Here is a 21766-nt window from a genome sequence, read left to right as displayed (position 1 = left end):
TTTCGCTGGCCTTTTGGCCGGCCGGAGCACGGACGGAAGCCATCCCATTCATACCTGGCAACTGGCAAAATCCAGCTGCGTGAACAAAAGGTCCCATTATGAAGTCTGATATCCACCCGAAGTACGAAGCTGTTGTTTTCAACGACCTGGCCTCCGGCACGAAGTTCCTGACCCGCTCCACCGTGTCTTCCTCGAAGACCATCGAGTGGGAAGACGGCAACACCTACCCGGTCATTGACGTCGAAATCTCCTCCGAGTCCCACCCGTTCTACACGGGCAAGCAGCGCATCATGGACTCCGCTGGCCGCGTCGAGCGCTTCAACGCTCGCTTCAAGGGCTTCGGCGGCAAGAAGTAATTCACTTCGCCCCAAGGTTCTTTGGAAAGCCCGCACCGGCAACGGTGCGGGCTTTTCGCGTTTGTGGGGCAGGATGGAAGGCATGACTGCCACGCCAACATCTGCAAGGGGAGAGGCGGCCCCGGGGCTGCACGGCGAGTACAAGGTCCCGGGCGGCAAGCTCGTGGTGGTGGACCTGGACGTCGTGGACGGCGCCTTCGCGGACGTTTCCCTTAGCGGCGACTTCTTCCTCGAACCGGACGAGGCCCTCCTGGCCATCAACGCCGCCCTGGGAGGACTGCCGGAAAGTTCGACGGCGGCCGAGATCGCCGCCGCCGTGGAGGCGTCCCTCCCGGAGGACGCGGTGCTGTTCGGGTTCTCCGCCGATGCCGTGGCCATCGCCGTCCGCAGGGCACTGGCCAAGGCCACCGCGTGGACGGACCATCACTGGAACATCATTGCGCCCAGCGTGCTGCCCACCCACCTCAATGTGGCGCTGGATGAGGTCCTCACCGAAGAGGTGGGGGCCGGGCGCCGCAACCCCACCATCCGCTTCTGGGACTGGGAGGAACCGTCGGTGGTGATCGGCAGCTTCCAGTCCTACCGCAATGAGGTACATCCCGACGGCGTGTCCCGGCACGGCATCACCGTGGTCCGGCGCATTAGCGGCGGGGGAGCGATGTTCATGGAGGCCGGAAACTGCATCACGTACTCGCTCTACCTGCCGCAGACCCTCGTGGACGGCATCAGCTTCGCCGACTCCTACGCGTTCCTCGACGCGTGGGTCATGGCCGCCCTGAAGAAACTCGGCATCGACGCCTTCTACGTCCCGCTCAACGACATCGCCACCGGCCAGGGCAAGATCGGCGGGGCGGCCCAGAAGCGGCTGGCCAACGGCGGCATGCTCCACCATGTGACCATGAGCTACGACATCGACGCCGACAAGATGGTGGACGTCCTCCGGATCGGCAAGGAAAAGCTCTCCGACAAGGGAACCACCAGCGCCAAGAAACGCGTGGATCCGCTGCGCCGCCAGACAGGCCTGGCCCGGGCCGAGATCGTGGCGGCCATGATGGACGTGTTCGCCGAGCGCTACGGGGCCACGCCGTCGGAGATCACGGCGCAGGAGCTGGAGACCGCCCGGGAACGTGTCGAATCAAAGTTCGGCACGGACGCGTGGCTGCACCGGGTGCATTAAGCAGCCCATCGATTGCTCCACAGCTGCCCTTTTGAGCCCTCATAAGGGCAGCTGTGGAGCAGCCGATGGGCTTGTCACCGAAAGCGCCTGCGCGGCGAGCGAACGGCGCAGGTGGCTGCGCTGTTCGATGATGATCCGCCGCAGCGCACGCGGGGCGTCCGGGTGCTCTGCGAGCCAGCGGTCGGTGCGCGCCAGCACGGGATGGGCCTCGGGGTTTCCGTCCGGGCCCAGGTCCCGGACCCCGGGGAAGAGCCCCCGCACGATCCGGCTCGCGATTTCGATGCTCCGCTCCGCCCACACCTCTTCCAGGCACTCGAAGTAAGGTTCCACATACGGGTCCAGCAGTTCTTCGGAGGCGGTGTTGAACCCGGCAATGGTCGCGCTGAGCAGCTGGTTGGAGAGCCCCGTCCCGCGGACCGCCGCGTCCCAGGCCGCAGCCTTGACGGCCGCCTCAGGCCGGGCGGCCAGCGCCGTGGCATGGCCTGCCCGTCCGGAGGCGGTGGTGTCCCTGGCCAGCTCGGCGTCAAGCTCCTGCTCCGTTGCCAGGCCCAGGGCCGCCAGGGCGTGCCACAGGCTCCAGCGCAGCTCCGCGTCCACGGCCAGTCCGGGCACCCGCTCGATGCCGTCCAGCAGCCTGCGGAGCAGCGCCGCCTGGCTGCCCTCGGTCCGGCTGACCGTGGCGAGCGTCCTGGCCCATGAGAGCTGCTGGTCGGAGCCGGGCTCCGCCGCGTACAGTTCCCGTGCCGCGCCCTCGGCAAAGGACTTCCGCAGGCCGTCGCGTTCAGTGGCCGGCACGTACTGTTCCAGGGCCATGGTGGCGTTGCCCTGGACGTTCAGCAGGACACCGATTCCGGACTCGGCGGCAGCAAAGCGGAGAACGGCGTCCACGTACTGTGAAGCGGGCGTGATGCCGTCCCGGGCCGAATTCCACAGCGCAGACCAGCACAGGGCGCGGGCCATGGGATCGCTGATCCGGTCCAGCGAGGCGCGGACGGTCGCCTCGGAAACGGGGTCCAGCCGGACCTTGGCATAGCTGAGGTCCTCGTCATTGACCAGGAGCAGCGCCGGGCGGGGCTTCCCGGACAGGGCCGTGATTTGCTCGGACCCGGCGGCCAGGTCGGTCTCCACTGAATCCGTCCGGACCAGCATGCCGGCGGCATCGAAGTTGTAGAGCCCGATCCGCAGCCGGTGCGGGCGCGGCTCCTGGCGGCCCGTGGCCGGGTCGGCGGCGTCCTGGAGCAGTGTCACCCGCTCGAGGATGCCGCCGTCGGGAGTTGCAGTGTCATCAGGAGTTGCAGTGCCGTCAGCCGTTTCAGCCGTCACCAGTTCGGCGCTCAGCGTTGAGATGCCGGATGTCTGGAGCCACTGCCGCGCCCAGGTGGTGAGGTCGCGGCCGGAGGAATCGGCCAGGGCACCGAGCAGGTCAGCCAGCGTGGTGTTGCCGTACTCGTGCTCCCTAAAGTACTGCCGGGAGCCGGCGATGAAGGCGTCGAAGCCGACGTACGCCACGAGCTGCTTGAGGACGGAGGCGCCCTTTGCGTAGGTGATGCCGTCGAAGTTCTGCTTGGCCGCCTCGAGGTCCGGGATGTCGGCGACGATCGGGTGCGTGGTGGGCAGCTGGTCCTGGACGTAAGCCCACGCCTTGCGGTTGTTCGCGAAATTGACCCAGGCGGTCTCCCAGTCCGTGGCACGGTCCACGCCGAGGGTTCCCATGTAGTCCGCAAACGATTCCTTCAGCCACAGGTCGTCCCACCACTGCATGGTGACGAGGTCGCCGAACCACATGTGCGCCATCTCGTGCAGCAGGGTGTTGGCCCGGCCCTGGTACTGGGAATCGGCGGCCCGCGACGTGAACACGTAGTTTTCCGTGAAGGTGACCAGGCCGGGGTTCTCCATCGCCCCCAGGTTGTATTCGGGGACGAACGCCTGGTCGTACTTGCCCCACGGATACGGGTAGTCAAACAGTCCGTTAAAGAATTCCAGTCCCTGCTTGGTGAGCCTGAACAGCTCGGCGGCGTCGAACGACGGCGCCATGGAGGCCCGGCAGTAAAGTGCCAGCGGCACGTCAAGGCGGGTCCCGCCGTCGTCCGTCCTGCTCCAGCGGTCCTCGGCCTTGAAGTAGGGCCCGGCCAGCACCGAGGTGATGTAGGTGGACATGGGCAGGGTGGCTGCGAAGTCCCAGCGGGCCGCGGCGGCGTCCTCCGCCAGCGGAAGGCGCGCCGCCTCTGCGCCGTTGGAGGCCACCTCCCAGCCGGCCGGGGCGGTGACGGAAAAGGTGAACCTGGCCTTGAGGTCGGGCTGTTCGAAGTTCGCGAAGACCCGGCGGGCATCTGCCGGCTCGTACTGGGTGTAGAGGTAGCACTGGCCGTCGGCCGGGTCGAAGAACCGGTGCATGCCTTCGCCCGAGCTGCTGTACAGCGCAGTTCCGGTAACCGTCACCTTGTTCTCGGCCTGGAGGTTGTCCAGCCGGATCCGTGCACCGTCCACCACCTCGGGGACCGGCAGCTCGACGCCGTTCAGGACAACGCTGTGCACGTCGCCGGCGATGAAGTCCAGGAAGGTGGATGCCCCCGGCTTCGCCGCCGAGAAGGCGACGGTGCTGCGGCTGGTGTAGCCGGCCTGCGCCGGATCCGGTGCGCTGCGGACGTCGAGCGAGACGTCGTAGCTGTGAGTGGTGATGAGGGCGGACCGCTCTGCCGCTTCGCTGCGCTGGAGGTTCTGGTTCGGCACCAAGCTATTGAATCACGGGGGCTACGGAACCATCAGCAGCGCGGCGGCCAGGCCGAGGACCGCGATCAGCAGCCACGCCGCGAGGGCTGCCAGTACGCCGCGCGCCCCGGTGTGCAGCAGCGTGCGGATACGCACCGCCGATCCGAGGCCAAACAGGGCAGCGCCCAGCAGCACGTCCTGCAGCCCGGCCGCCGCCTCAAGCCACCCGGGGGAGAGCCAGCCGCTGGAGCGCAGCGCCACCATCACGATGAATCCGGCGACGAACAGCGGAACAAGCGGCGGCTTGCCCGCGGCAGGGCCCCCGGCGCGGCTGCCTTGCTCCCGGCGGTGCCGGATCCGCTGTTCCGCCCCGGCCATGGCCACCATCGGCGCCAGGAGGATCACCCGGGTGAGTTTGACGACGACGGCGAGGGCCAGTGCCGCCGGACCCGCGGTTTGCGCTGTGGCCACGACCTGCCCGACGTCGTGGACCGAGGCGCCGGTCCACGCGCCGAAGGCCTCGGTGCTCAGGCGCAGCGGATGGACCAGCAGCGGGAGCACGCCGATGGCCAGCGTCCCGCACAGCGTCACGAGCGCGACGGGCAGGACGGTGTCCCGGTGGCTGATGCGCCGGACCGCGGCCATCGCGCCGATGGCGGAAGCACCGCAGATGGAAAACCCGGTGGCGATCAGCAACGCAGTATCGGCCGGAAGCCGGAACAACCGGGAAATCCAGTAGGTGCCAGCGAAGCTGGCCACCACCACCGCCGTGATGAGCAGGAGGGCCAGCCAGCCGAGGCCCAGGACGTCAGAGAGGCTCACCTTCAGGCCCAGGAGCACGATACCGCCGCGCATCAGGTGCTTGCCGGCGAAGTCCAGCCCCGGCCGGGCGCGTCCGGCCGTCCACACCGCTGTGCCGGGAAGGTTTGCCGCCAGCAGTCCCAGGACCACGGCCAGGGTCATGGCCGGCAGTGCGGGCACGGCGGCATGAATTGCGAACGCGACGGCCAGGGCGACGACGGCGGTCAGCAGGCCGGGCAGAATCCGGGTAAGGTTCTGATGCGTCATCCCGCGCAACTGCGTGAGCAGCGGCGGCGGGAGTCGGAAGTCTGGCACCTCCCAACCTTGCCGGACGTCGCCGCCAAAGACCAACCGGACGCCCGCCAACACGCCATGGCGGGACGGGAAATGAATTCGCAACAAAAAGGTGGTTGGCTAATGACCATGTCTGACCTATTCCAGGATTACTCCGAGGCTGCCGGCCGCACCGGCGCCTACGACGAGATGTTTGCCCCCGGGCAAAAGGCACGCCAGTCGTATGGCCAGGTTGCGGGTGCTCTGCGGGAACTGTCCCTGGCGGACGTCAGCGCCCGGGCGGACTCGATGGCGAGGACATTCCTGGACCGCGGCGTGACCTTCGACTTCGCGGGGGAGGAGCGCCCGTTTCCGCTGGACATCGTGCCGCGCGTCATACCTGCCGCCGAATGGGACGTGCTGGAACGCGGCGTCGCACAGCGGGTCCGCGCCCTCGAGGCGTTCCTGAACGACGTCTACGACAAGATGACCGTGGTGTCCGACGGCGTGATCCCGCGGCAGCTGGTCACCACCAGCGCGCATTTCCACCGCGCTGTGCACGGCTTCGAACCTGCCGGCGGGGTGCGGGTGCACATCTCAGGTATCGACGTGGTACGCGACGCCGCCGGAACCTTCCGGGTCCTGGAGGACAACGTCCGTGTGCCCTCCGGCGTGAGCTATGTGCTGGAGAACCGGCGGGCCATGGCCAAGGGCCTCCCGGAGGCCTTCGGCCAGCAGCTCATCCGCCCGGTGGAGGAGTACCCGCGCCGGCTGCTTTCGGCCCTTCGCAAGACGGCGCCTTCGGGCGTGGACGACCCCACCGTGGTGGTGCTGACCCCCGGCGTCTTCAACAGCGCATACTTCGAGCACACGCTCCTGGCCGGCCTGATGGGCGTGGAGCTCGTGGAGGGCCGTGACCTCATCTGCCGCGGCAACCGCGTGTACATGCGCACCACCGACGGTGAGCAGCGCGTGGACGTCATCTACAAGCGCATCGACGACGACTTCCTCGACCCCCTGCAGTTCCGCTCCGACTCCATGCTCGGCTGCCCCGGGCTGGTCAACGCCGCCCGCGCCGGTGGCGTCACCATCGCCAACGCGGTGGGCAACGGCGTGGCGGACGACAAACTGGTCTACAGCTACGTTCCGGACCTGATCCGCTATTACCTCGGCGAGGAACCGGTGATCGCCAACGTGGACACCTTCCGGCTGGAGGAGAAGGAAGCCCGCGAGCACGTCCTGGACCGGCTGGACGAGCTCGTGGTCAAGCCCGTGGACGGCTCCGGCGGCAAGGGCCTGGTGATCGGCCCGGACGCGTCCAATGACGAACTCGACGCGCTGCGCAAGCGGATCATTGCCGACCCGCGCGGCTGGATCGCGCAGCCGGTGCTGCAGCTGTCCACCGTGCCCACGCTCAGCGGCGACAAGTTCGGCCCCCGGCACGTGGACCTCCGGCCGTTCGCGGTCAACGACGGCGACGACGTCTGGGTGCTGCCCGGCGGCCTGACCCGGGTGGCCCTCAAGGAAGGGTCGCTGATCGTGAATTCGAGCCAGGGTGGCGGGTCGAAGGACACCTGGGTGCTGGCGGGCTCGCCGCAGGTGCCGGTGGAGCGGCTGCCGCGGCAGTCTGTCACCGTCCGTGAGCGGGTCTCCGTGTGGCCGGTCGAGAGCAACTGGCGCGACCGGCAGTCGGAACAGCAGCAGCAGCAGATTTCTGACCCGCAGGAGGTACCCGCGAATGCTTAGCCGAATTGCTGAATCCCTGTTCTGGATCGGCCGCTATGTTGAACGGGCCGACGGCACGGCCCGCATCCTCGACGTCCACCTGGAGCGCCTGAACCACCTGCCCACCGAGGAGCGGCGCAGCGTTGCCCGCGAGCTGCTCGGTGTCATGGGGGCGCGGCCGCAGAGCGAGGACTTCGGGCTGGAGGAACTGCTCCACGCCCTCGCCTACGACAAGCACAGCGCCACCTCGATTGCAGGGTCCCTCGGCGCCGCCCGCGAGAACGCCAGGCGTGCCCGTGAAACGGTCTCGTCCGGCCTTTGGGAGAGCCTGAACACCACCTACTACGGGCTGAACCAGCACCGCAAGGACGTCGTAGGCACCTACCGCTTCTGCCACTGGGTGCTCGAGCGCACCGCCATGGTCAGCGGCCTGGCCGACACCACGGTCAGCCACGACGACAGCTGGCTCTTCCTGGCGCTGGGCCGCTCGCTGGAGCGGGCCGACATGACCGCCCGGATGCTCTCCACGAGGGACGTCCTCTCCGCAGGCATGTCCTGGGTGAACATGCTCCGCTGCGCCGGCGCCTACGAGTCCTTCCTGCGGACCCGCCGGGCGGCGTTCGGCGACCAGCACGCGGCCGAGTTCCTCCTGCTGGACCGGCTGTTTCCGCGTTCCATCGTCTACGCCCTGCGCGACGCAGACGAGTGCCTGGCGAAGCTGGACCCCTCGGCCCAGCGCGTCGGCTTCATCAACGACGCCCGCCGGATCGTGGGCCAGGCCCGCACCTTCCTGGAGTTCCACCGCACGGACGACCTCATGTCCGAGCTGCCGGAGCACATGGAGCGCGTGCAGAAGGCCGTGTCCCAGGCCTCCGACGCCATTTCCCGTAAGTACTTCAATCAGGCGGACGAACTGGCCTGGGTGGGAGAAGTTTCATGACCCGGCTGAGCATCGTTCACAGAACCGGCTACAAGTACAACAAGAGGGTCACGCTGTCCTACAACGAGGCACGCATGACGCCGCTGACGGACCCGCAGCAGGTGGTGCTGGAGTCCTCCATGAAGGTCACGCCGTCGCAGGCTGCCGTCAGCAGCTACCGCGACTACTGGGGTACCCGGGTCACAGCGTTCGACATGCAGATGCCGCACGAGCACCTGGAAGTCCTTGCCACCACCACAGTGGAGGTCCACCGGGCGATACGCGTCCCGTCGGAGGCCGACATTGTGGGCTGGGACGACCTCGCTTCCCCCGAGACGCTCAACCAGTTCAGCGACTGGGTGCCGCAGTCACAGCTGACCGGACCGGGGGAGGAGGTCCTCGGCATCATCCCCGGTGTGGTCGAGGGCAAGAACCCGCATGAGGCAGCCATGGCCATCTTCGCCTGGATGCGCGGCGAAATGACCTACATGAAGGGCACCACCGGCGTGACCACCAACGCCGAGGAAGCCTGGACCCAGCGCCAGGGCGTGTGCCAGGACCTGGCCCACCTCGCCATTGGTTCCCTGCGCAGCTGCGGGATCCCGGCCCGGTACGTCTCCGGGTACCTTCACCCGCGGTCGACGGCGGACATCGGCGAGACGGTGGCCGGCCAGTCCCACGCGTGGCTGGAGTGGTGGGACGGCGAATGGCGCAGCTGGGACCCGACCAACCACAAGCCGGCCGGCGACTTCCATGTGACGGTGGCGCGCGGCCGCGACTACCGGGACGTGCCTCCCCTGAAGGGCATCCTCTCCGGCGGCGGCGGCTCGAACCTGAGCGTGAGCGTGGAGATCACCCGGCTGGCCTAGCTGTACTGCCCGGGCAAGCCCGGGCGGAAGCTTCACTCGGGCGAGGCCTTCACCGCACCGCTGAGCTGGGTCCACCAGGTAAGCGGTGCGGTGACCTTGAACCGCCTGCCGGTGACCGAGTCCGGCGTGATGCGGATGAAGTTGTCCTTTTGCCCTGCCTGCCAGGGAAAGAGGAAGAGCGAGGCGGAATCGAGGATTTCCTCGGTGCTCTTGAGGGCGGCAGCCTTCCCTTTGACCACCACGCTCCAGGCCAATCCGGAAGCTGCATCGACGCCGTCGGCCTCCAGCGCCACGGCGGACTCCCCGAGGGCGCCACCAAGTTTGGTGCCCTCACCCGTGCGGAACACCAGTGTTCCGTGGTCCACGGTGTAGTTGAGCGGGAAAATGTCCGGATGGTCGTCTACCCACACGGCGAGGCGGCCCACCGAAACCTGCCTCAGCAAATTCCAGCACTGGCTGGAATCCAGGTGCTCAACGGATTCATGGGATGCGTCGGCGGGCTGCACGTTCGTCATGGACCAGAGCCTACGCCCGAGCCGTGGGTCCTGCCAGAGCGCAGCCGGCTACTCGAACGACGTCCTGCGCTGGTCCGTGAGCCTGGTGCTCCAGATGTGCGGAGCCGCCACCTTGAAGCGGCGGCCGGTCAGCACCTGCAGTGACAGGCGGATGTAATGCGATTTGTCGCCCGGCTCCCAGGGCTCCAGGCCCAGTGCGTCCGCCGCCGCCTGCTCCACGTCGCTGTCCACGATGGCCGTGGTACCGCGGGCCACGACGCTCCACGCCTCCTGGCTGTCTGCATCGTAGCCGTCTATCTCAAACGCCGCGGGCGTCTCCTTGCCGGATTGCCAGAGCTTGGTGCCGGCGGCTGTGCGGAAAACGATGCTGCGGTGTTCGATGACGAAGTTGACCGGAAATATTTCCGGGTGGCCGTCCACGATGAGGGCGAGCCTGCCGACCACCGAAGCGGCCAGCAGCTCCCAGCACTGGTCGAAGGTGAGCTTTCCGTCCTGCGGTGCGCTGTTCATGGACCCATGCTACGAAATGGCGCCAACTGCCGCGAGGCCATGAACCGGACAGCGCCGGTTTACCAGGGGCTGGCCCTGTAGTCCTTCAGGAATACGCCGTACTGGTCCTCGCCCTTTTCACCCATGACGATGGGGTCGTAGACCCGGGCCGCGCCGTCCACCAGGTCCAGGGGTGCGTGGAAGCCTTCCTCCATCAGCCGGACCTTGGTGAAGTGCGGGCGTTCGTCGGTGATCCAGCCGGTATCGACGGCGGTCATGAGGATCCCGTCGGTTTCCAGCATCTCCTGGGCGCTGGTCCGGGTCATCATGTTCAGGGCCGCCTTGGCCATGTTGGTGTGCGGATGGCCGGGTCCCTTGTAGGCCCGGGAGAACTGGCCTTCCATGGCGGAGACGTTGACGATGTACTTGCGGTGCGCCGTTGAGCGCTTCATGGCGTCCCGCAGGCGGCTGACCAGCAGGAAGGGCGCGGTGACGTTGCACAGCTGGACCTCGAGCATCTCCAGCGGGTCCACCTCGTCCACCACCTGCGTCCAGCTGTTGATGGTGGCGAGGTCCGGGACCAGGCCGCCGGCGTCGATGGCTGTTCCGGCCGCGATCCGCTCCAGTGACGCCGAACCCGTGGACAGGGCGAGGGACGTGACGGCGTCGCCGGCCAGGACCGGGTGTTCGGTGACGCTGCTGGCAAGTGCGAGCGGGTGCTTGTCGTGGGCATGGCCGAAGGTGACCAGTTCCGGGCCGCCGTTGGCTGCCTCCAGGGCGGCGGGGAGCGGCTCGTCCTCGGCGTCGACAAGCGGCTTGTAGGCATTGCCGGAGCGGCGCACCGTCTGGGCTGCGTTATTGATGATGATGTCCAGCGGCCCGGCGGCGTTGAGGTCATCGGTGAGGGCCATGACCTGCGACGGGTCGCGGAGGTCGATGCCCACGATCTTCAGCCGGTGCAGCCATTCCCCGCTGTCCTCCATGGCGGCGAAGCGGCGGGCGGCGTCCTTGGGGAAACGCGTGGTGATGGTGGTGTGTGCGCCGTCGCGCAGCAGCCGCAGGGCGATGTACATGCCGATCTTGGCGCGGCCGCCGGTCAGCAGGGCCCGCCGGCCGGTGAGGTCGGTGCGGGCATCGCGCTTGGAATGGCTGAACGCCGCGCACTCCGGGCACAGCTGGTGGTAGAAGGCGTCCACCTGGGTGTAGTGCTGCTTGCAGATGTAGCAGGGCCGGGACCTGATGAGGTGGCCGGCGACCTTTCCCGTGGCGGACGGGGCGAGCTTGTTGCCGCGCGTCTCGTCGTCGATCCGGTCCGGCGCGGCGGTGGCAGTCTGTGCCAGCACGGCGCGGTCCGCCTCCGCGATCAGATCGCGCTTGGTCACCCGCCGGTGCCGCTTCACGGCCTTGAACATCTTGCCGGTGGCGCGGCGCACCGAGACGTAGTCGGGGTGTTCCTCGTCGTAGACGTGGATGGTGTTCAAAACCTTGAGGCAGGCCTGAATCTCTTCAGGCGTCAGATCGGCGGAGCTCATTGATCTGATTTTACAGCCTGTGGAGCGTCAGACCTGCCTCAGGGAAATTGCGTGGAACAGGGGCTACCTGAACAGGGGGATTAGGAGCGGACTGTCTGCTGCGGCGGGGAGTCCACGCCGACGGCGGCCGCCTGGACCTTGCCTACCTGTTCCACCGAGCTGCGGACCTCGGGCCAGTTCTCCGTGGCGGCCTTGACGGCATCGGGGACCAGGTGCAGGTTCGCGGCGGACAGTGCCCGCTCCTCCTCGCCCGGTTCAGGAACGGCCTGGTACTTGGAGAGAACCGTAATGCCGGAGTCGGTCACCTTGAAGCCGCGGGCGCGGTCCAGCTCCGGGTCAAGGCCGATGGCAGCGCCGGCGGGCACCTTGACGTTCTTGTCGATGATGGCCCGGCGCACCACGGCACCTTCGCCGATCTGCACCTTGTCCATGAGTACGGAGTCGATGACGCGGCTGGCCGCGCCGACGTAGACGTCGTTGGACAGCACGGAGCCTTCCACGATGCCGCCGGAGATGACCACGCCGCTGGCCACGATGGAATCAAGCGCCGTTCCCACGGTGTTGTTGTCGCCGCGGACGAACTTGGCCGGCGGGGAAATGCTCTGCCGGGTGTAGATGGGCCACTCGGAGTTGTACAGGTTGAACACCGGCAGCGGCGAGATCAGGTCCATGTGGGCTTCGTAGAAGGAGTCGATGGTGCCGACGTCACGCCAGTAGGTCCGGTCCCGTTCGGTGGAGCCGGGAATGTCGTTGAGGGTGAAGTCGTAAACACCGGCCTGCCCCTGGTTCACGAAGTAGGGGATGATGTCCCCGCCCATGTCGTGCTTGGTGTCCAGCCGTTCGGCGTCAACGTGAAGCGCGTCAACCAGGGCGTCGGCGTCAAAGACGTAGTTGCCCATGGAGGCGAGGAACTGGGTGGGGTCTGCTGCCAGGCCCGGGGTGGACGCGGGCTTCTCGACGAACGCAGCAATCTTCTGGGGGTCTTCGGGGTCCACCTCGATGACGCCGAACTGGTTGGCCATGTTCAGGGGCTGGCGGACGGCCGCCACGGTGGCCTTCGCGCCGCTCAGGACGTGCTGCTCAACCATCTGGGCGAAGTCCATGCGGTAAACGTGGTCGGCACCCACCACGACGACGATGTCGGGATTGGCGTCGTGGATCAGGTTCAGGGACTGGTAGATGGCGTTGGCGCTGCCGAGGAACCAGCTCTTGCCGACGCGCTGCTGCGCCGGGACGGAGGCTACGTAGTTGCCGAGCTGCGTGGACATCCGCCAGGTCTCGGAGATGTGGCGGTCAAGGCTGTGGGACTTGTACTGCGTCAGGACCACGATCTGCAGGTACCGGGAGTTGACGAGGTTGGACAGCGCGAAGTCGATGAGGCGGTAACTGCCGGCAAAAGGCACGCCAGGTTTCGCCCGGTCTGCCGTCAGCGGCATAAGACGGTTTCCCTCGCCCCCTGCAAGGACAATGGCCAGGACTTTCTTTGTTAACGGCATGGTCGCTCCTGTACGCCTTCGTAACTCCCCAAAAAATCCGGTTTGTCCGGACTTTCTTCACACTAGAACAGTTCCACCGTAACGACTACCTTGGGTAACGTGCGAATAGACATTGTGACTAAAGAATTTCCGCCGGAAATCTATGGCGGCGCGGGCGTCCACGTTGCCGAGCTGAGCCGGGTCCTGGCCAAGCATGTCGACCTTCAGGTGCGTGCCTTTGGCGCGCCCCGGGACGCCGACTACCATGGCGCCGCCGTGACCTCCTACTCGGTGCCCGAGGACCTGGGCGCAGCGAACGCCGCCGTGCAGACCCTGGGCGTGGACCTGCGCATCGTCCCGGACGTCGCCGGCGCGGATCTGGTGCATTCGCACACGTGGTACGCGAACATGGCAGGCCACCTGGCATCACTGCTGCACGGCATCCCGCACGTGCTCAGCGCCCACAGCCTGGAACCGCTGCGGCCCTGGAAGGCTGAGCAGCTGGGCGGCGGCTACGCCCTGTCCTCGTGGGTGGAGAAAACCGCGTATGAGGCGGCGGCCGCCATCATCGCCGTCTCCGAGGGCATGCGACAGGACATCCTGCGCAGCTACCCGGAGGTGGACCCCGCCAAGGTCAAAGTGGTGCACAACGGCATCGACGTCAGCCTGTGGAACCGTGACGAGAACGACGACGTCATCCGCACCCTGGGCATCGACCCCGCCCGGCCCAGCGTAGTGTTCGTTGGCCGCAACACCCGGCAGAAGGGCGTCCCGTACCTGCTGCGGGCCGCCGCCAAGCTCCCCGCCGACGTCCAGCTGGTCCTCTGCCTCGGCGCGGCGGACACGCCCGAACTCGCGGCGGAGACCGCCCGGCTGATCGAGGAGCTGCAGAGCCAGCGCAGCGGCGTGGTGCTGATCGAGCGCATGCTTCCCCGCAACGAGCTGATCCAGGTCCTGAGCCACGCCACGGCGTTCGCCTGCCCCTCCATCTACGAGCCGCTCGGCATCGTGAACCTCGAAGCGATGGCCTGCGGCGCTGCCGTGGTGGCCAGTGCAACGGGCGGCATCCCCGAGGTGGTCAGCCACGGCGAGACCGGCCTGCTGGTGGAGCTCGAGCAGGTGACCGACGGTACCGGCACGCCGCTGGACCCGGAGAAGTTCGTCAGCGAGTTCGCCGCGGCCCTAACCGAGGTTGTGTCGGACCCGGAGCGTGCCCGCGCGATGGGCCAGGCCGGCCGCAAGCGAGCCGAGGAGCACTTCTCCTGGGAGTCGATCACGCAGACCACGCTGGACGTCTACCGTTCCGTCCTCAGCTAGCGTCACCTAATTCAACGCCCGACGGCGGGGACCTCCCAACCCAGGTCCCCGCCGTCGGGCGTTGTAGTTCAATCAGCCGCGGGGCGGAAGTGACTTCTCCGGCACGGGGGCTGTTCCGCTGGCACGCTGCACCCGGTAGTAATCCCGTGCCTCGTCCTGGCGGACCTTTTCGGCGCCGGTGGCGATAGCCGCGCGGAGGTGGGCCGGGCCGTAGCCGAAGGCGTCCACGAGGTCCAGCGCATGGGGGCGTAGCTTGACCAGGAGCCGGTTGATGTAGCCGCCAACGGTCCGTGCGCGCTGCATCGAGAGCCTGCCGTTCATCAGGTACCACGAGAGGTTGTTCTCGATGAGCGAGAGCCCGAACAGGTCGCGGAGCCAGGTCAGCACGGTCCTGGTTCCCGGGTCGGCGACCCGGCCCAGTGCCTCGGTGAAGGCCTCCCACTGCAGGAGTTCGGCGTGCGCCCGGGCCGCATCGATGAGCTCGTCCTGGTGCTGGTTGAACAGGGCGGACGCTTCGCGCTGGGGCAGCCGGTTCGCGCCCCGGAGGGCTGTGGCCGCTTCGGCAACCATCGTCTGGACCCGGTCGGTGAGCAGTGCGCGCTGGCTTTCCTCGTCGCGGAGGGCAATGGCGGCCTTCTGGACAGAGCCGTTGTCAGCCACGAACTGGGCCACCTGGCGAAGGCCCGTGCGGTGGACAGCGGTACCAGCGGCCTGGTTGACCACGTACCGTGCCAGCACACCGAACGTGGCGCTGCGGAATTCCTTGGCGTAGTCGGCCAGCAACCGCTTGGCCACGAGCTGCAGCAGGACGGTGTTGTCGCCTTCGAAGGTGACATAGACGTCGAGGTCGGCGCGGAGCGAGGCGAAGCGGTTCTCGATCAGGAACCCCGCTCCGCCGCACGCTTCGCGGCATTCCTGCAGGGTATCCAATGCGTGCCAGGTGCTCAGCGGCTTCAGAGCCGCGGCCAGGGTCTCCAGGTCCTGGCGGTCCTCGTCGGAATCGTGGACGCCGGAAAAGACATCGTCCAGCTTTTCGAGCAGCTGGTCATGTGCGAAGCCCGCGGCGTAGGTGGTGGCCAGCCGGGTGAAGAGCCGGCGCTGGTGCCGCTGGTAGTCCAGCAGCACCTCTTCCTCGACCGGGGAGGAAGCGTTGAACTGCCGCCGTTCGGTTGCGTAGGTGATGGCCGTCTTCAGGGCGATCTTGGACGCTGCGACGGCCGCGCCGTCCAGGCTCACGCGGCCCTGCACCAGCGTGCCGAGCATGGTGAAGAACCGCCGTCCGGGGCTCGCGATGGGTGAGGTGTAGTTGCCCGCGGCATCGACGTTGCCGTAGCGGTTGAGCAGGTTGGCGCGCGGGACCCTGACATGGTCGAAGTGCAGCCGGCCGTTGTCGATACCGTTGAGCCCGCCCTTCAGGCCGTCATCCTCGCCGCCGATTCCCGGCAGGAATGCCTTGCTGACGGGGTCTCGAAGGTCCACGTAGAACGCGTGCACGCCGTGGTTGACTCCGCGCGTCACCAGCTGGGCGAACACCACGGCCCCGAGGCCGTCAATGGCCGCGTTGCCGATGTAGTCCTTCCAGGCGGCGCGGAACGGGGTGTGGATCACGAACTCCTGCGCGTCAGGATCGTAGGTTGCAGTGGTGGCGATGCTGGCGACGTCCGAACCGTGTCCCGTTTCGGTCATGGCGAAGCACCCGGGGATGTCCAGGTTCATGATGCCCGGCAGCCACTTCTCGTGGTGTTCCGCCGTGCCAAGGTGCATTACGGCCGAGCCGAACAGGCCCCACTGCACACCGGCCTTGATCTGCAGGGACGGGTCTGCGGTGACCAGTTCCTCGAAGCCGGCGATATTGCCGCCGTGGTCATCGGACCCGCCGAAGCTGGCCGGGAAGGCACGGTGCACGGCGCCGCTGTCCACAAGGAGCTTCAGCTGTCCGAAGGTGCGCGCCCTGTGCTCCGTGTGCGTGAGCCCTTCCGTCTTGTGGAGCTCGTCGCGCGCCGCCAGGTCACGCGCCTGCCGGCGGACCTCCGCCCACTTGCCCAGGAGCAGCTCGCCCAGGGCCGCGACGTCGACGGCGGGCAAGGGCTCCGCAGTTCCGGCGGCTGCTGCATGGGTGGCTGCGCCCTGGCGGTCCGCTACTTCAGTCATGTCGATTCCTTCGCTGGTATTGACAGATTCCGGTGCTATTGAATGTCCGTGAGTTCCGGCGCGATGCCGACGCACAGCCAGTCGGTGATCTGGCGTGCCATGGTTTCCTGGTCCGGCTTGCTAGGGGAGTCCGGACTGGCCAGCCACTGCTCGCCGGCGTTGCGGACCAGGCCGATGGCGGCATTGGGCCAGTAGCCGATGACGGATTCCTTGCCTTCACCGAGGTGGGCCCGCATGGGCGCGGCGATCATGTCCGCGATGGCGTCAAAGAAATGGCCCAGGGCGCCGGCTGTCCTGATGGAGGTGGGACTGCCGTCGGCCTCTGCAGCGGAGTACCGGGTCACAAACGTGTAGACGTTGGGGCTGGTTTCGGCCATCTGGAGGTAGGCCGCGACCATGGCGAACAAGCCCTCCCGGGGCGTCTGCGCGCTTTGCGCCGCCTCCCTGATGCGTTGCTGCATCTGCCCGAGCACCACTTCCCCGACGGCCTGCTGCAGGCCGGCTTTGTCGCCGAAGTACCGGTAGAACACGGACTTGGAGGTGGCAGCCGCAGCGGCAATGTCCTCCATCGGCGCGTCGCTGCCGAGCGTGTGCACGGCCCGCCGCGCGGCCTTGATGAGTTCGCGCCGCCGCTCCTCGCGGTGCCCCTGCCATCGCGAGGCGCGGCCGTCCACCGCATCTGAGGGGGAGCCCGGGGGTCCGGTCGGGGGAGTCAAGTTCACGATACCCAGCGTATCAGGTACGCTGGGTATCGATAACCAGCCGGATCAAAGGAGATAGCACATGCCCGTGGATCGTCAGCCTCAAACCGTGCGGAAAGCCGTGGTAGTCGGTGGCAACAGGATCCCGTTCGCCCGGACAGGCGGTGCGTACACCAAGTCGTCCAACCAGGACATGCTCACGGCAGCCCTGGACGGCCTGATCGCCCGCTTCGGCCTGCAGGAGGAGCGCATCGGTGAAGTGGCTGCAGGCGCCGTCCTCAAGCATTCCCGGGACTTCAACCTGACGCGCGAAGCAGTGCTGGGGTCGGCGCTGTCACCGGAAACTCCCGCCTATGACCTGCAGCAGGCCTGCGCCACCGGCCTGGAAACAGTGCTGGGCCTGGCCAACAAGATCAGGCTCGGCCAGTTGGACTCCGCCATCGCAGGCGGTGTGGACTCCGCCTCCGACGCACCGATCGCCGTCAGTGAAGGACTCCGCGAGGTGCTGCTGGACCTCAGCCGCGCCAAGACACTCCCGCAGCGGCTTCAAATCCTCGCCCGCCTGCGCCCCAAGGACCTCGCCCCGGATGCACCGAGCACCAGAGAGCCCAGGACAGGACTGTCGATGGGCGAGCACCAGGCACTGACCACGGCCCAGTGGAACATCTCCCGTGAGGCGCAGGACGAGCTTGCCCTCAACAGCCACCGGAACCTCGCCGCCGCCTACGATGCCGGGTTCTTCGACGATCTCCTCACGCCATACCGGGGGCTCACCCGGGACTCCAACCTCCGGCCAGACACAAGCCCTGAAAAGCTGGCGTCCCTGAAGCCGGTGTTCGGCCGGAGCCTCGGTTCGGAAGCCACCATGACGGCCGGCAACTCCACGCCGCTGACCGACGGTGCCTCCACGGTGCTGCTCGCCTCGGAGGACTGGGCCGACGCGCACGACCTGCCCAAGCTCGCCACCGTCCTGGACGGCGAGGCAGCCGCCGTGGATTTCGTCCACGGCAAGGACGGGCTGCTGATGGCGCCGGTGTTCGCCGTCCCCCGCCTGCTGGCACGCAACGGCCTCACTTTGGACGACATCGACTACTTCGAGATCCACGAGGCCTTCGCCGGGACGGTACTGAGCACGCTCGCCGCCTGGGAGGACGAAAAGTTCGGCCGTGAACGACTCGGGCTGGATGGCGCCTTCGGCAAGGTCGACCGGTCCAAGCTGAACGTCAACGGATCATCGCTGGCAGCCGGGCACCCGTTCGCTGCCACGGGCGGACGCATCGTGGCCACGCTTGCCAAAATGCTGCATGAGAAGGGCAAAGCCGGCGGGCGCCCCGCCCTGGGGCTCGTGTCCGTCTGCGCCGCCGGCGGCCAAGGCGTCGTCGCGCTGCTCGAGGCGTACTCGGCAGGAACCACCGCGGGGGACATCCATGACTGACACCTATGCACGGCTGGTTAACCACGGCCTCGGACGGGATCTGGCACGGAAGCTCGGCCTGCCGCAGCCGGCCGACCTGCGGCGCTACCGGCCCGGCCAGCCCTTGATCGACGGCCCCGTGCTGGTGCGTGGCTCCGGACCCGGCGCCGACAGAATCGCAGCGGCGCTGCTTTCGTGGGGACTCGATGTCCGCCGCCACGCTGTTCCCAAGGAACGGCTCGGCGGAATCGTGCTGGTCCTCGACGCCCTCGAGGCCCCCGGCGACCTGGAGCAGCCGGTCCTCGCGGCAGCCCCGTCACTGCGCGACCTTGCGCCCGGCGGACGGGTAGTCACCGTTTCGCGCGTCCCCGGCGGAACGCCGGCCACGGCCGCCGCCCGGCAAGGGGTGGATGGGCTGCTGCGGTCACTGGCCAAGGAACTGCGCGCCGGCGCCACCGGTAACGGCATCGTCCTTGCCGAGGACGTCAGCCCCACCGCCCCCTCCGCCCTGGGGGCGCTGCGCTTCTTCCTTTCCGGCCGGTCCGCGTTCGTGGATGGCCAGTTCATCCGCGTCAGTTCCGCCGAAGGCCGCCTGCCCGACGACGCCGACGCACCACTCGCGGGGAAGGTCGCCGTCGTGACCGGCGCGGCCCGAGGGATCGGTGCCGCCATTGCCCGGACACTTCACCGTGACGGAGCCACCGTTGTGGCAGTGGACGTTCCCGCGGCCGGGGACCACCTGGCGGAGGTTGCCAACGGGATCCACGGGACCGCGCTGCAGCTGGACATCACACGTGACGACGCCGGGCAAAGAATCATCGACCACGCAGTGCACCGCCACGGCCGGCTCGACGTCGTGGTCCACAATGCCGGCATCACCCGGGACAAGCTGCTGGTCAACATGGACCAGTCCCGGTGGGGTTCGGTTATCAATGTGAACATCGCCGCCCAGCTGCGCATCAATGAGGCCCTCCTGGCCTCCGAGCACTTCCGTTCCGAGCCGCGCATCGTTTCGGTTGCCTCCACGAGCGGCATCGCCGGCAACCGCGGACAAACCAACTATGCGGCGTCCAAGGGCGGGGTTATGGGTATGGTCCGCGCCACCGCACCGCTGCTGGCGCAGCACGGCGGTTCAATCAACGCCGTGGCACCCGGCTTTATCGAGACGGAGATGACGGCACGGATTCCCTTCGCCACCCGGGAAATTGCGCGGCGGCTGAATTCCCTGCAGCAGGGAGGGCTGCCGGGGGACGTTGCCGAGGCCATTTCCTTCCTCGCGGGCGATTCCGCCGGGGGCATTTCCGGAGAGGTACTGAGGGTGTGCGGACAAAACCTGGTGGGGGCATGACTAGCGGCCAGCACCTCATCCTGGGGGAGATGCCGTCCCTCTCCAAGTTGTACGTGAATGCCGCGGCCACGGCGGCCCGCCGCAGGATCCTGGGCTCGCATGCCGCCGCCGTGCTGCCCGCCGTCAGCCACGAAGTCCGGGACGTCCGTCCCGACGTCGAAAACCTCACGGCCTACCAGCATCTGCTGGGTGAGACCGCCAGTGACGTGCTGCCGGCAGGGTTCATCCATGCGCTGGCGTTCCCCGTGGCCATAAGCGTCATGAACCGCGACGACTTTCCGCTGCCTCTGCTGGGAATGCTCCATCTGCGGAATGTCATTGAGTACAGCAGGCCGGTCAGGTTCACTGAACCGCTGGAAATTGTGGCCAGGGCGGAGACGCTCCGGGCGCACCGCGCCGGAACCCAGGTGGATATCGCGGTGGAGGTGCGCGCCGCCGGCGAAAGCGCTGCGTGCTGGTGTGGCGTGTCCACCTATCTCGCCAAGGGCGTGTTCCTGCCCGGCATCGACAAGGCCTCGGCAACAGCCGCGCCGCAGGGTTTCACCGCCCCGGACCCCACAGGGCTCTGGCAGCTTGGCGTGGACACCGGCCGCGCCTACGCTGCCGTGTCCGGGGACTTCAATCCGATCCACCTGAGTGTCCTTTCCGCCAGAGCCCTGGGCCTGCGCCGGTCCATCGCCCACGGCATGTACCTGGCGTCGAGGGCGCTGGCGGACGTGGGCTCGGCCAAAGGCGATGCCTTTCGCTGGGACGTGGAGTTCGAGGCTCCGGTTTTCCTGCCCGCACGGGTGGCGCTGGACATTTCGACGGCAGAGTCTGTGGACGGCGGCTGGCAGCGGTCCGACTATGTGGCCTGGAGTCCGCGGTCCGGCCGGAAGCACTTCAGCGGATCGGTGGCGGCGCTGTAGCCAGGGGTGTGCTGCACAGCAGAGCTGCTCGGCTACTTGCCGTTCGGCTTGGCGACCCGGAGGATGCGGTGCAGGCTGAGCAGGATTGATCCGGCCGCGCTCGGCGTGCCGCCGCCGTCGCCTTCGGCGGCGGTGCGGTCCTCGAGGGAGGCGACCGCCTCTTCAGCCGCCCGGAACAGCTCAGCCTGCCGGTCGACGTCGTCCTCCTCCGCCGCACGAAGTACTTCACCCACGGCGGAAAGGGCCTCCGCGAGCGGTTCGCTGTAGGGCAGCGGGATGGTGAAGGGCATGTCCTCGCTCCAGATGACGTCGGCAAGCACCTCCGTCATGTCCTGGATGTGGAAGGTGATGTGCTCCAGGTCGCGGACGTTGCGGTAGTCCTTGTCCACGTCACGCGGGTGGAAACGGCGCCGCGGGTTTTTCGCCCTGCTCGCGTCAGCCTTCTGGACCGCTGCCCGGACCGAGCGGGCCGACTGGGCCAGGTCCTCGGACCGGCGCGACCAGTCCTCGTGTTCGGGCGGCCATTTTTCGTGCATCGCGGCGCCCATGTCGGACAGCTGGCGGGCCAGGGACAGCCGCAGCTCAGCGAGGCTGAGGGCGGCCGCGTTGAAGTGCAGCGGCGGGAACACCAGCAGGTTCACGGCAATGCCGACCACCACGCCCACGCCCATCTGCAGCAGGTAGCCGAAGGAGAAATCGTCCGGATTCTGCCCGCCTACCAGCAGCACCAGCAGGGCCGCCGTCGGAATCCAGTCCCGGCCGGCGCCCAGGCGCGGGAGCCCCGCGAGCAGGACGCCCAGTGCCATGACCGCTGCCACGGTGAGGGGCGTGGCTCCGAAACTGATGAGAAGGAACGCCAGGCCGATGCCCGCTCCCAGGCCAACCAGGGTCTGGAAGCCCTGGCGCATGGAACCCGAGACGTTCTCGTACATTGCCACCAGTGCGCCGAGCGGGGCGTAGTAAGCGTATTGGGCGGCGCCACCGGGCATGAGAGGGGCCACCCAAAACGCGATGCCTGCCGCCAGGCCCGCCTTGGCGGCGAGCTGAAGACGCGGTGCGGCGAGGGCCCGGGCCATCCTGGTGGCCA

General features: G+C 67.7%; 18 protein-coding genes. 9 read left to right on the top strand and 9 right to left on the bottom strand.

The window, feature by feature from the left end; all coding sequences use genetic code 11:
• Positions 1-98: 98 nt before the first annotated feature.
• Both ARGLB_RS11200 and lplAB read left to right on the top strand, forming a co-directional pair.
• Positions 99-356 carry a type B 50S ribosomal protein L31 gene (locus ARGLB_RS11200; RefSeq protein ID WP_003802336.1) on the top strand — a complete coding sequence of 86 codons (258 nt, stop codon included), beginning with the start codon at positions 99-101 and terminating at the stop codon, positions 354-356.
• Between the two features lie 82 nt (positions 357-438).
• Positions 439-1533, top strand: a complete 1095-nt coding sequence (gene lplAB, locus ARGLB_RS11195) for a lipoate-protein ligase LplAB (RefSeq protein ID WP_003802335.1) — start codon at positions 439-441, stop codon at positions 1531-1533.
• Between the two features lie 39 nt (positions 1534-1572).
• Here lplAB and pepN read toward each other — a convergent pair whose 3' ends face one another.
• Both pepN and ARGLB_RS11185 read right to left on the bottom strand, forming a co-directional pair.
• Positions 1573-4263 (bottom strand): aminopeptidase N, encoded by a 2691-nt coding sequence (gene pepN / locus ARGLB_RS11190; protein ID WP_003802332.1) that lies wholly within the window; start codon positions 4261-4263, stop codon positions 1573-1575.
• Positions 4264-4284: 21 nt separating this feature from the next.
• Entirely contained in the window at positions 4285-5310 is a 1026-nt protein-coding gene (locus ARGLB_RS11185) for a YeiH family protein (protein ID WP_003802330.1), read from the bottom strand.
• A gap of 156 nt (positions 5311-5466) precedes the next feature.
• Here ARGLB_RS11185 and ARGLB_RS11180 point away from each other — a divergent pair, with 156 nt between their 5' ends.
• From ARGLB_RS11180 to ARGLB_RS11170, 3 genes are read left to right on the top strand one after another with little or no spacing between them, the layout of a single operon-like run.
• Positions 5467-7062 (top strand): circularly permuted type 2 ATP-grasp protein, encoded by a 1596-nt coding sequence (locus ARGLB_RS11180; protein WP_043418825.1) that lies wholly within the window; start codon positions 5467-5469, stop codon positions 7060-7062.
• On the top strand, positions 7055-7981 hold the full coding sequence (locus ARGLB_RS11175) for an alpha-E domain-containing protein (protein ID WP_003802325.1): 927 nt from the start codon (positions 7055-7057) through the stop codon (positions 7979-7981). The genes ARGLB_RS11180 and ARGLB_RS11175 overlap by 8 nt, the downstream gene beginning before the upstream one ends.
• Positions 7978-8829 (top strand): transglutaminase family protein, encoded by an 852-nt coding sequence (locus tag ARGLB_RS11170; protein WP_003802323.1) that lies wholly within the window; start codon positions 7978-7980, stop codon positions 8827-8829. Before ARGLB_RS11175 ends, ARGLB_RS11170 begins: the two co-directional genes overlap by 4 nt.
• A gap of 32 nt (positions 8830-8861) precedes the next feature.
• Here ARGLB_RS11170 and ARGLB_RS11165 read toward each other — a convergent pair whose 3' ends face one another.
• The 4 genes from ARGLB_RS11165 to glgC form a co-directional block, all read right to left on the bottom strand.
• On the bottom strand, positions 8862-9344 hold the full coding sequence (locus ARGLB_RS11165) for a pyridoxamine 5'-phosphate oxidase family protein (RefSeq protein WP_003802321.1): 483 nt from the start codon (positions 9342-9344) through the stop codon (positions 8862-8864).
• Between the two features lie 48 nt (positions 9345-9392).
• Positions 9393-9854: a pyridoxamine 5'-phosphate oxidase family protein gene (locus tag ARGLB_RS11160; RefSeq protein WP_003802319.1), complete on the bottom strand. Its 462-nt coding sequence runs from the start codon at positions 9852-9854 to the stop codon at positions 9393-9395.
• Between the two features lie 59 nt (positions 9855-9913).
• Complete coding sequence (locus tag ARGLB_RS11155; protein WP_003802316.1) at positions 9914-11365, bottom strand: SDR family NAD(P)-dependent oxidoreductase; 1452 nt, start codon at positions 11363-11365, stop codon at positions 9914-9916.
• An 80-nt stretch (positions 11366-11445) separates the two neighbouring features.
• A complete protein-coding gene (gene glgC, locus ARGLB_RS11150; protein WP_003802314.1) occupies positions 11446-12861 on the bottom strand; it encodes a glucose-1-phosphate adenylyltransferase in 1416 nt (471 codons plus the stop codon).
• Positions 12862-12960: 99 nt separating this feature from the next.
• Between glgC and glgA the strand changes: the two genes are divergently transcribed.
• Entirely contained in the window at positions 12961-14157 is a 1197-nt protein-coding gene (gene glgA, locus ARGLB_RS11145; protein WP_003802312.1) for a glycogen synthase, read from the top strand.
• Between the two features lie 72 nt (positions 14158-14229).
• Here glgA and ARGLB_RS11140 read toward each other — a convergent pair whose 3' ends face one another.
• Together ARGLB_RS11140 and ARGLB_RS11135 are read right to left on the bottom strand one after the other, a co-directional pair.
• Entirely contained in the window at positions 14230-16308 is a 2079-nt protein-coding gene (locus tag ARGLB_RS11140) for an acyl-CoA dehydrogenase family protein (protein WP_003802310.1), read from the bottom strand.
• Between the two features lie 35 nt (positions 16309-16343).
• Entirely contained in the window at positions 16344-17030 is a 687-nt protein-coding gene (locus ARGLB_RS11135) for a TetR family transcriptional regulator (protein ID WP_245531514.1), read from the bottom strand.
• Between the two features lie 61 nt (positions 17031-17091).
• Between ARGLB_RS11135 and ARGLB_RS11130 the strand changes: the two genes are divergently transcribed.
• From ARGLB_RS11130 to ARGLB_RS11120, 3 genes are read left to right on the top strand one after another with little or no spacing between them, the layout of a single operon-like run.
• Positions 17092-18444: an acetyl-CoA C-acetyltransferase gene (locus tag ARGLB_RS11130; protein ID WP_003802305.1), complete on the top strand. Its 1353-nt coding sequence runs from the start codon at positions 17092-17094 to the stop codon at positions 18442-18444.
• Complete coding sequence (locus ARGLB_RS11125) at positions 18437-19771, top strand: 3-oxoacyl-ACP reductase (protein WP_003802302.1); 1335 nt, start codon at positions 18437-18439, stop codon at positions 19769-19771. The genes ARGLB_RS11130 and ARGLB_RS11125 overlap by 8 nt, the downstream gene beginning before the upstream one ends.
• Complete coding sequence (locus tag ARGLB_RS11120) at positions 19768-20679, top strand: MaoC family dehydratase (RefSeq protein ID WP_003802301.1); 912 nt, start codon at positions 19768-19770, stop codon at positions 20677-20679. Before ARGLB_RS11125 ends, ARGLB_RS11120 begins: the two co-directional genes overlap by 4 nt.
• Positions 20680-20711: 32 nt before the next feature.
• On the opposite strand, the gene ARGLB_RS11115 is transcribed toward ARGLB_RS11120, so the two are convergent.
• Entirely contained in the window at positions 20712-21755 is a 1044-nt protein-coding gene (locus ARGLB_RS11115; RefSeq protein ID WP_043418820.1) for an FUSC family protein, read from the bottom strand.
• Between the last annotated feature and the right edge of the window lie 11 nt (positions 21756-21766).

Origin of the sequence: Arthrobacter globiformis NBRC 12137 (assembly GCF_000238915.1) — a bacterium.
GTDB classification, from domain to species: Bacteria; Actinomycetota; Actinomycetes; order Actinomycetales; family Micrococcaceae; genus Arthrobacter; species Arthrobacter globiformis.
Note: the sequence above shows the minus strand (reverse complement) of the source record. Positions and strands in the feature narration are given on the sequence as shown.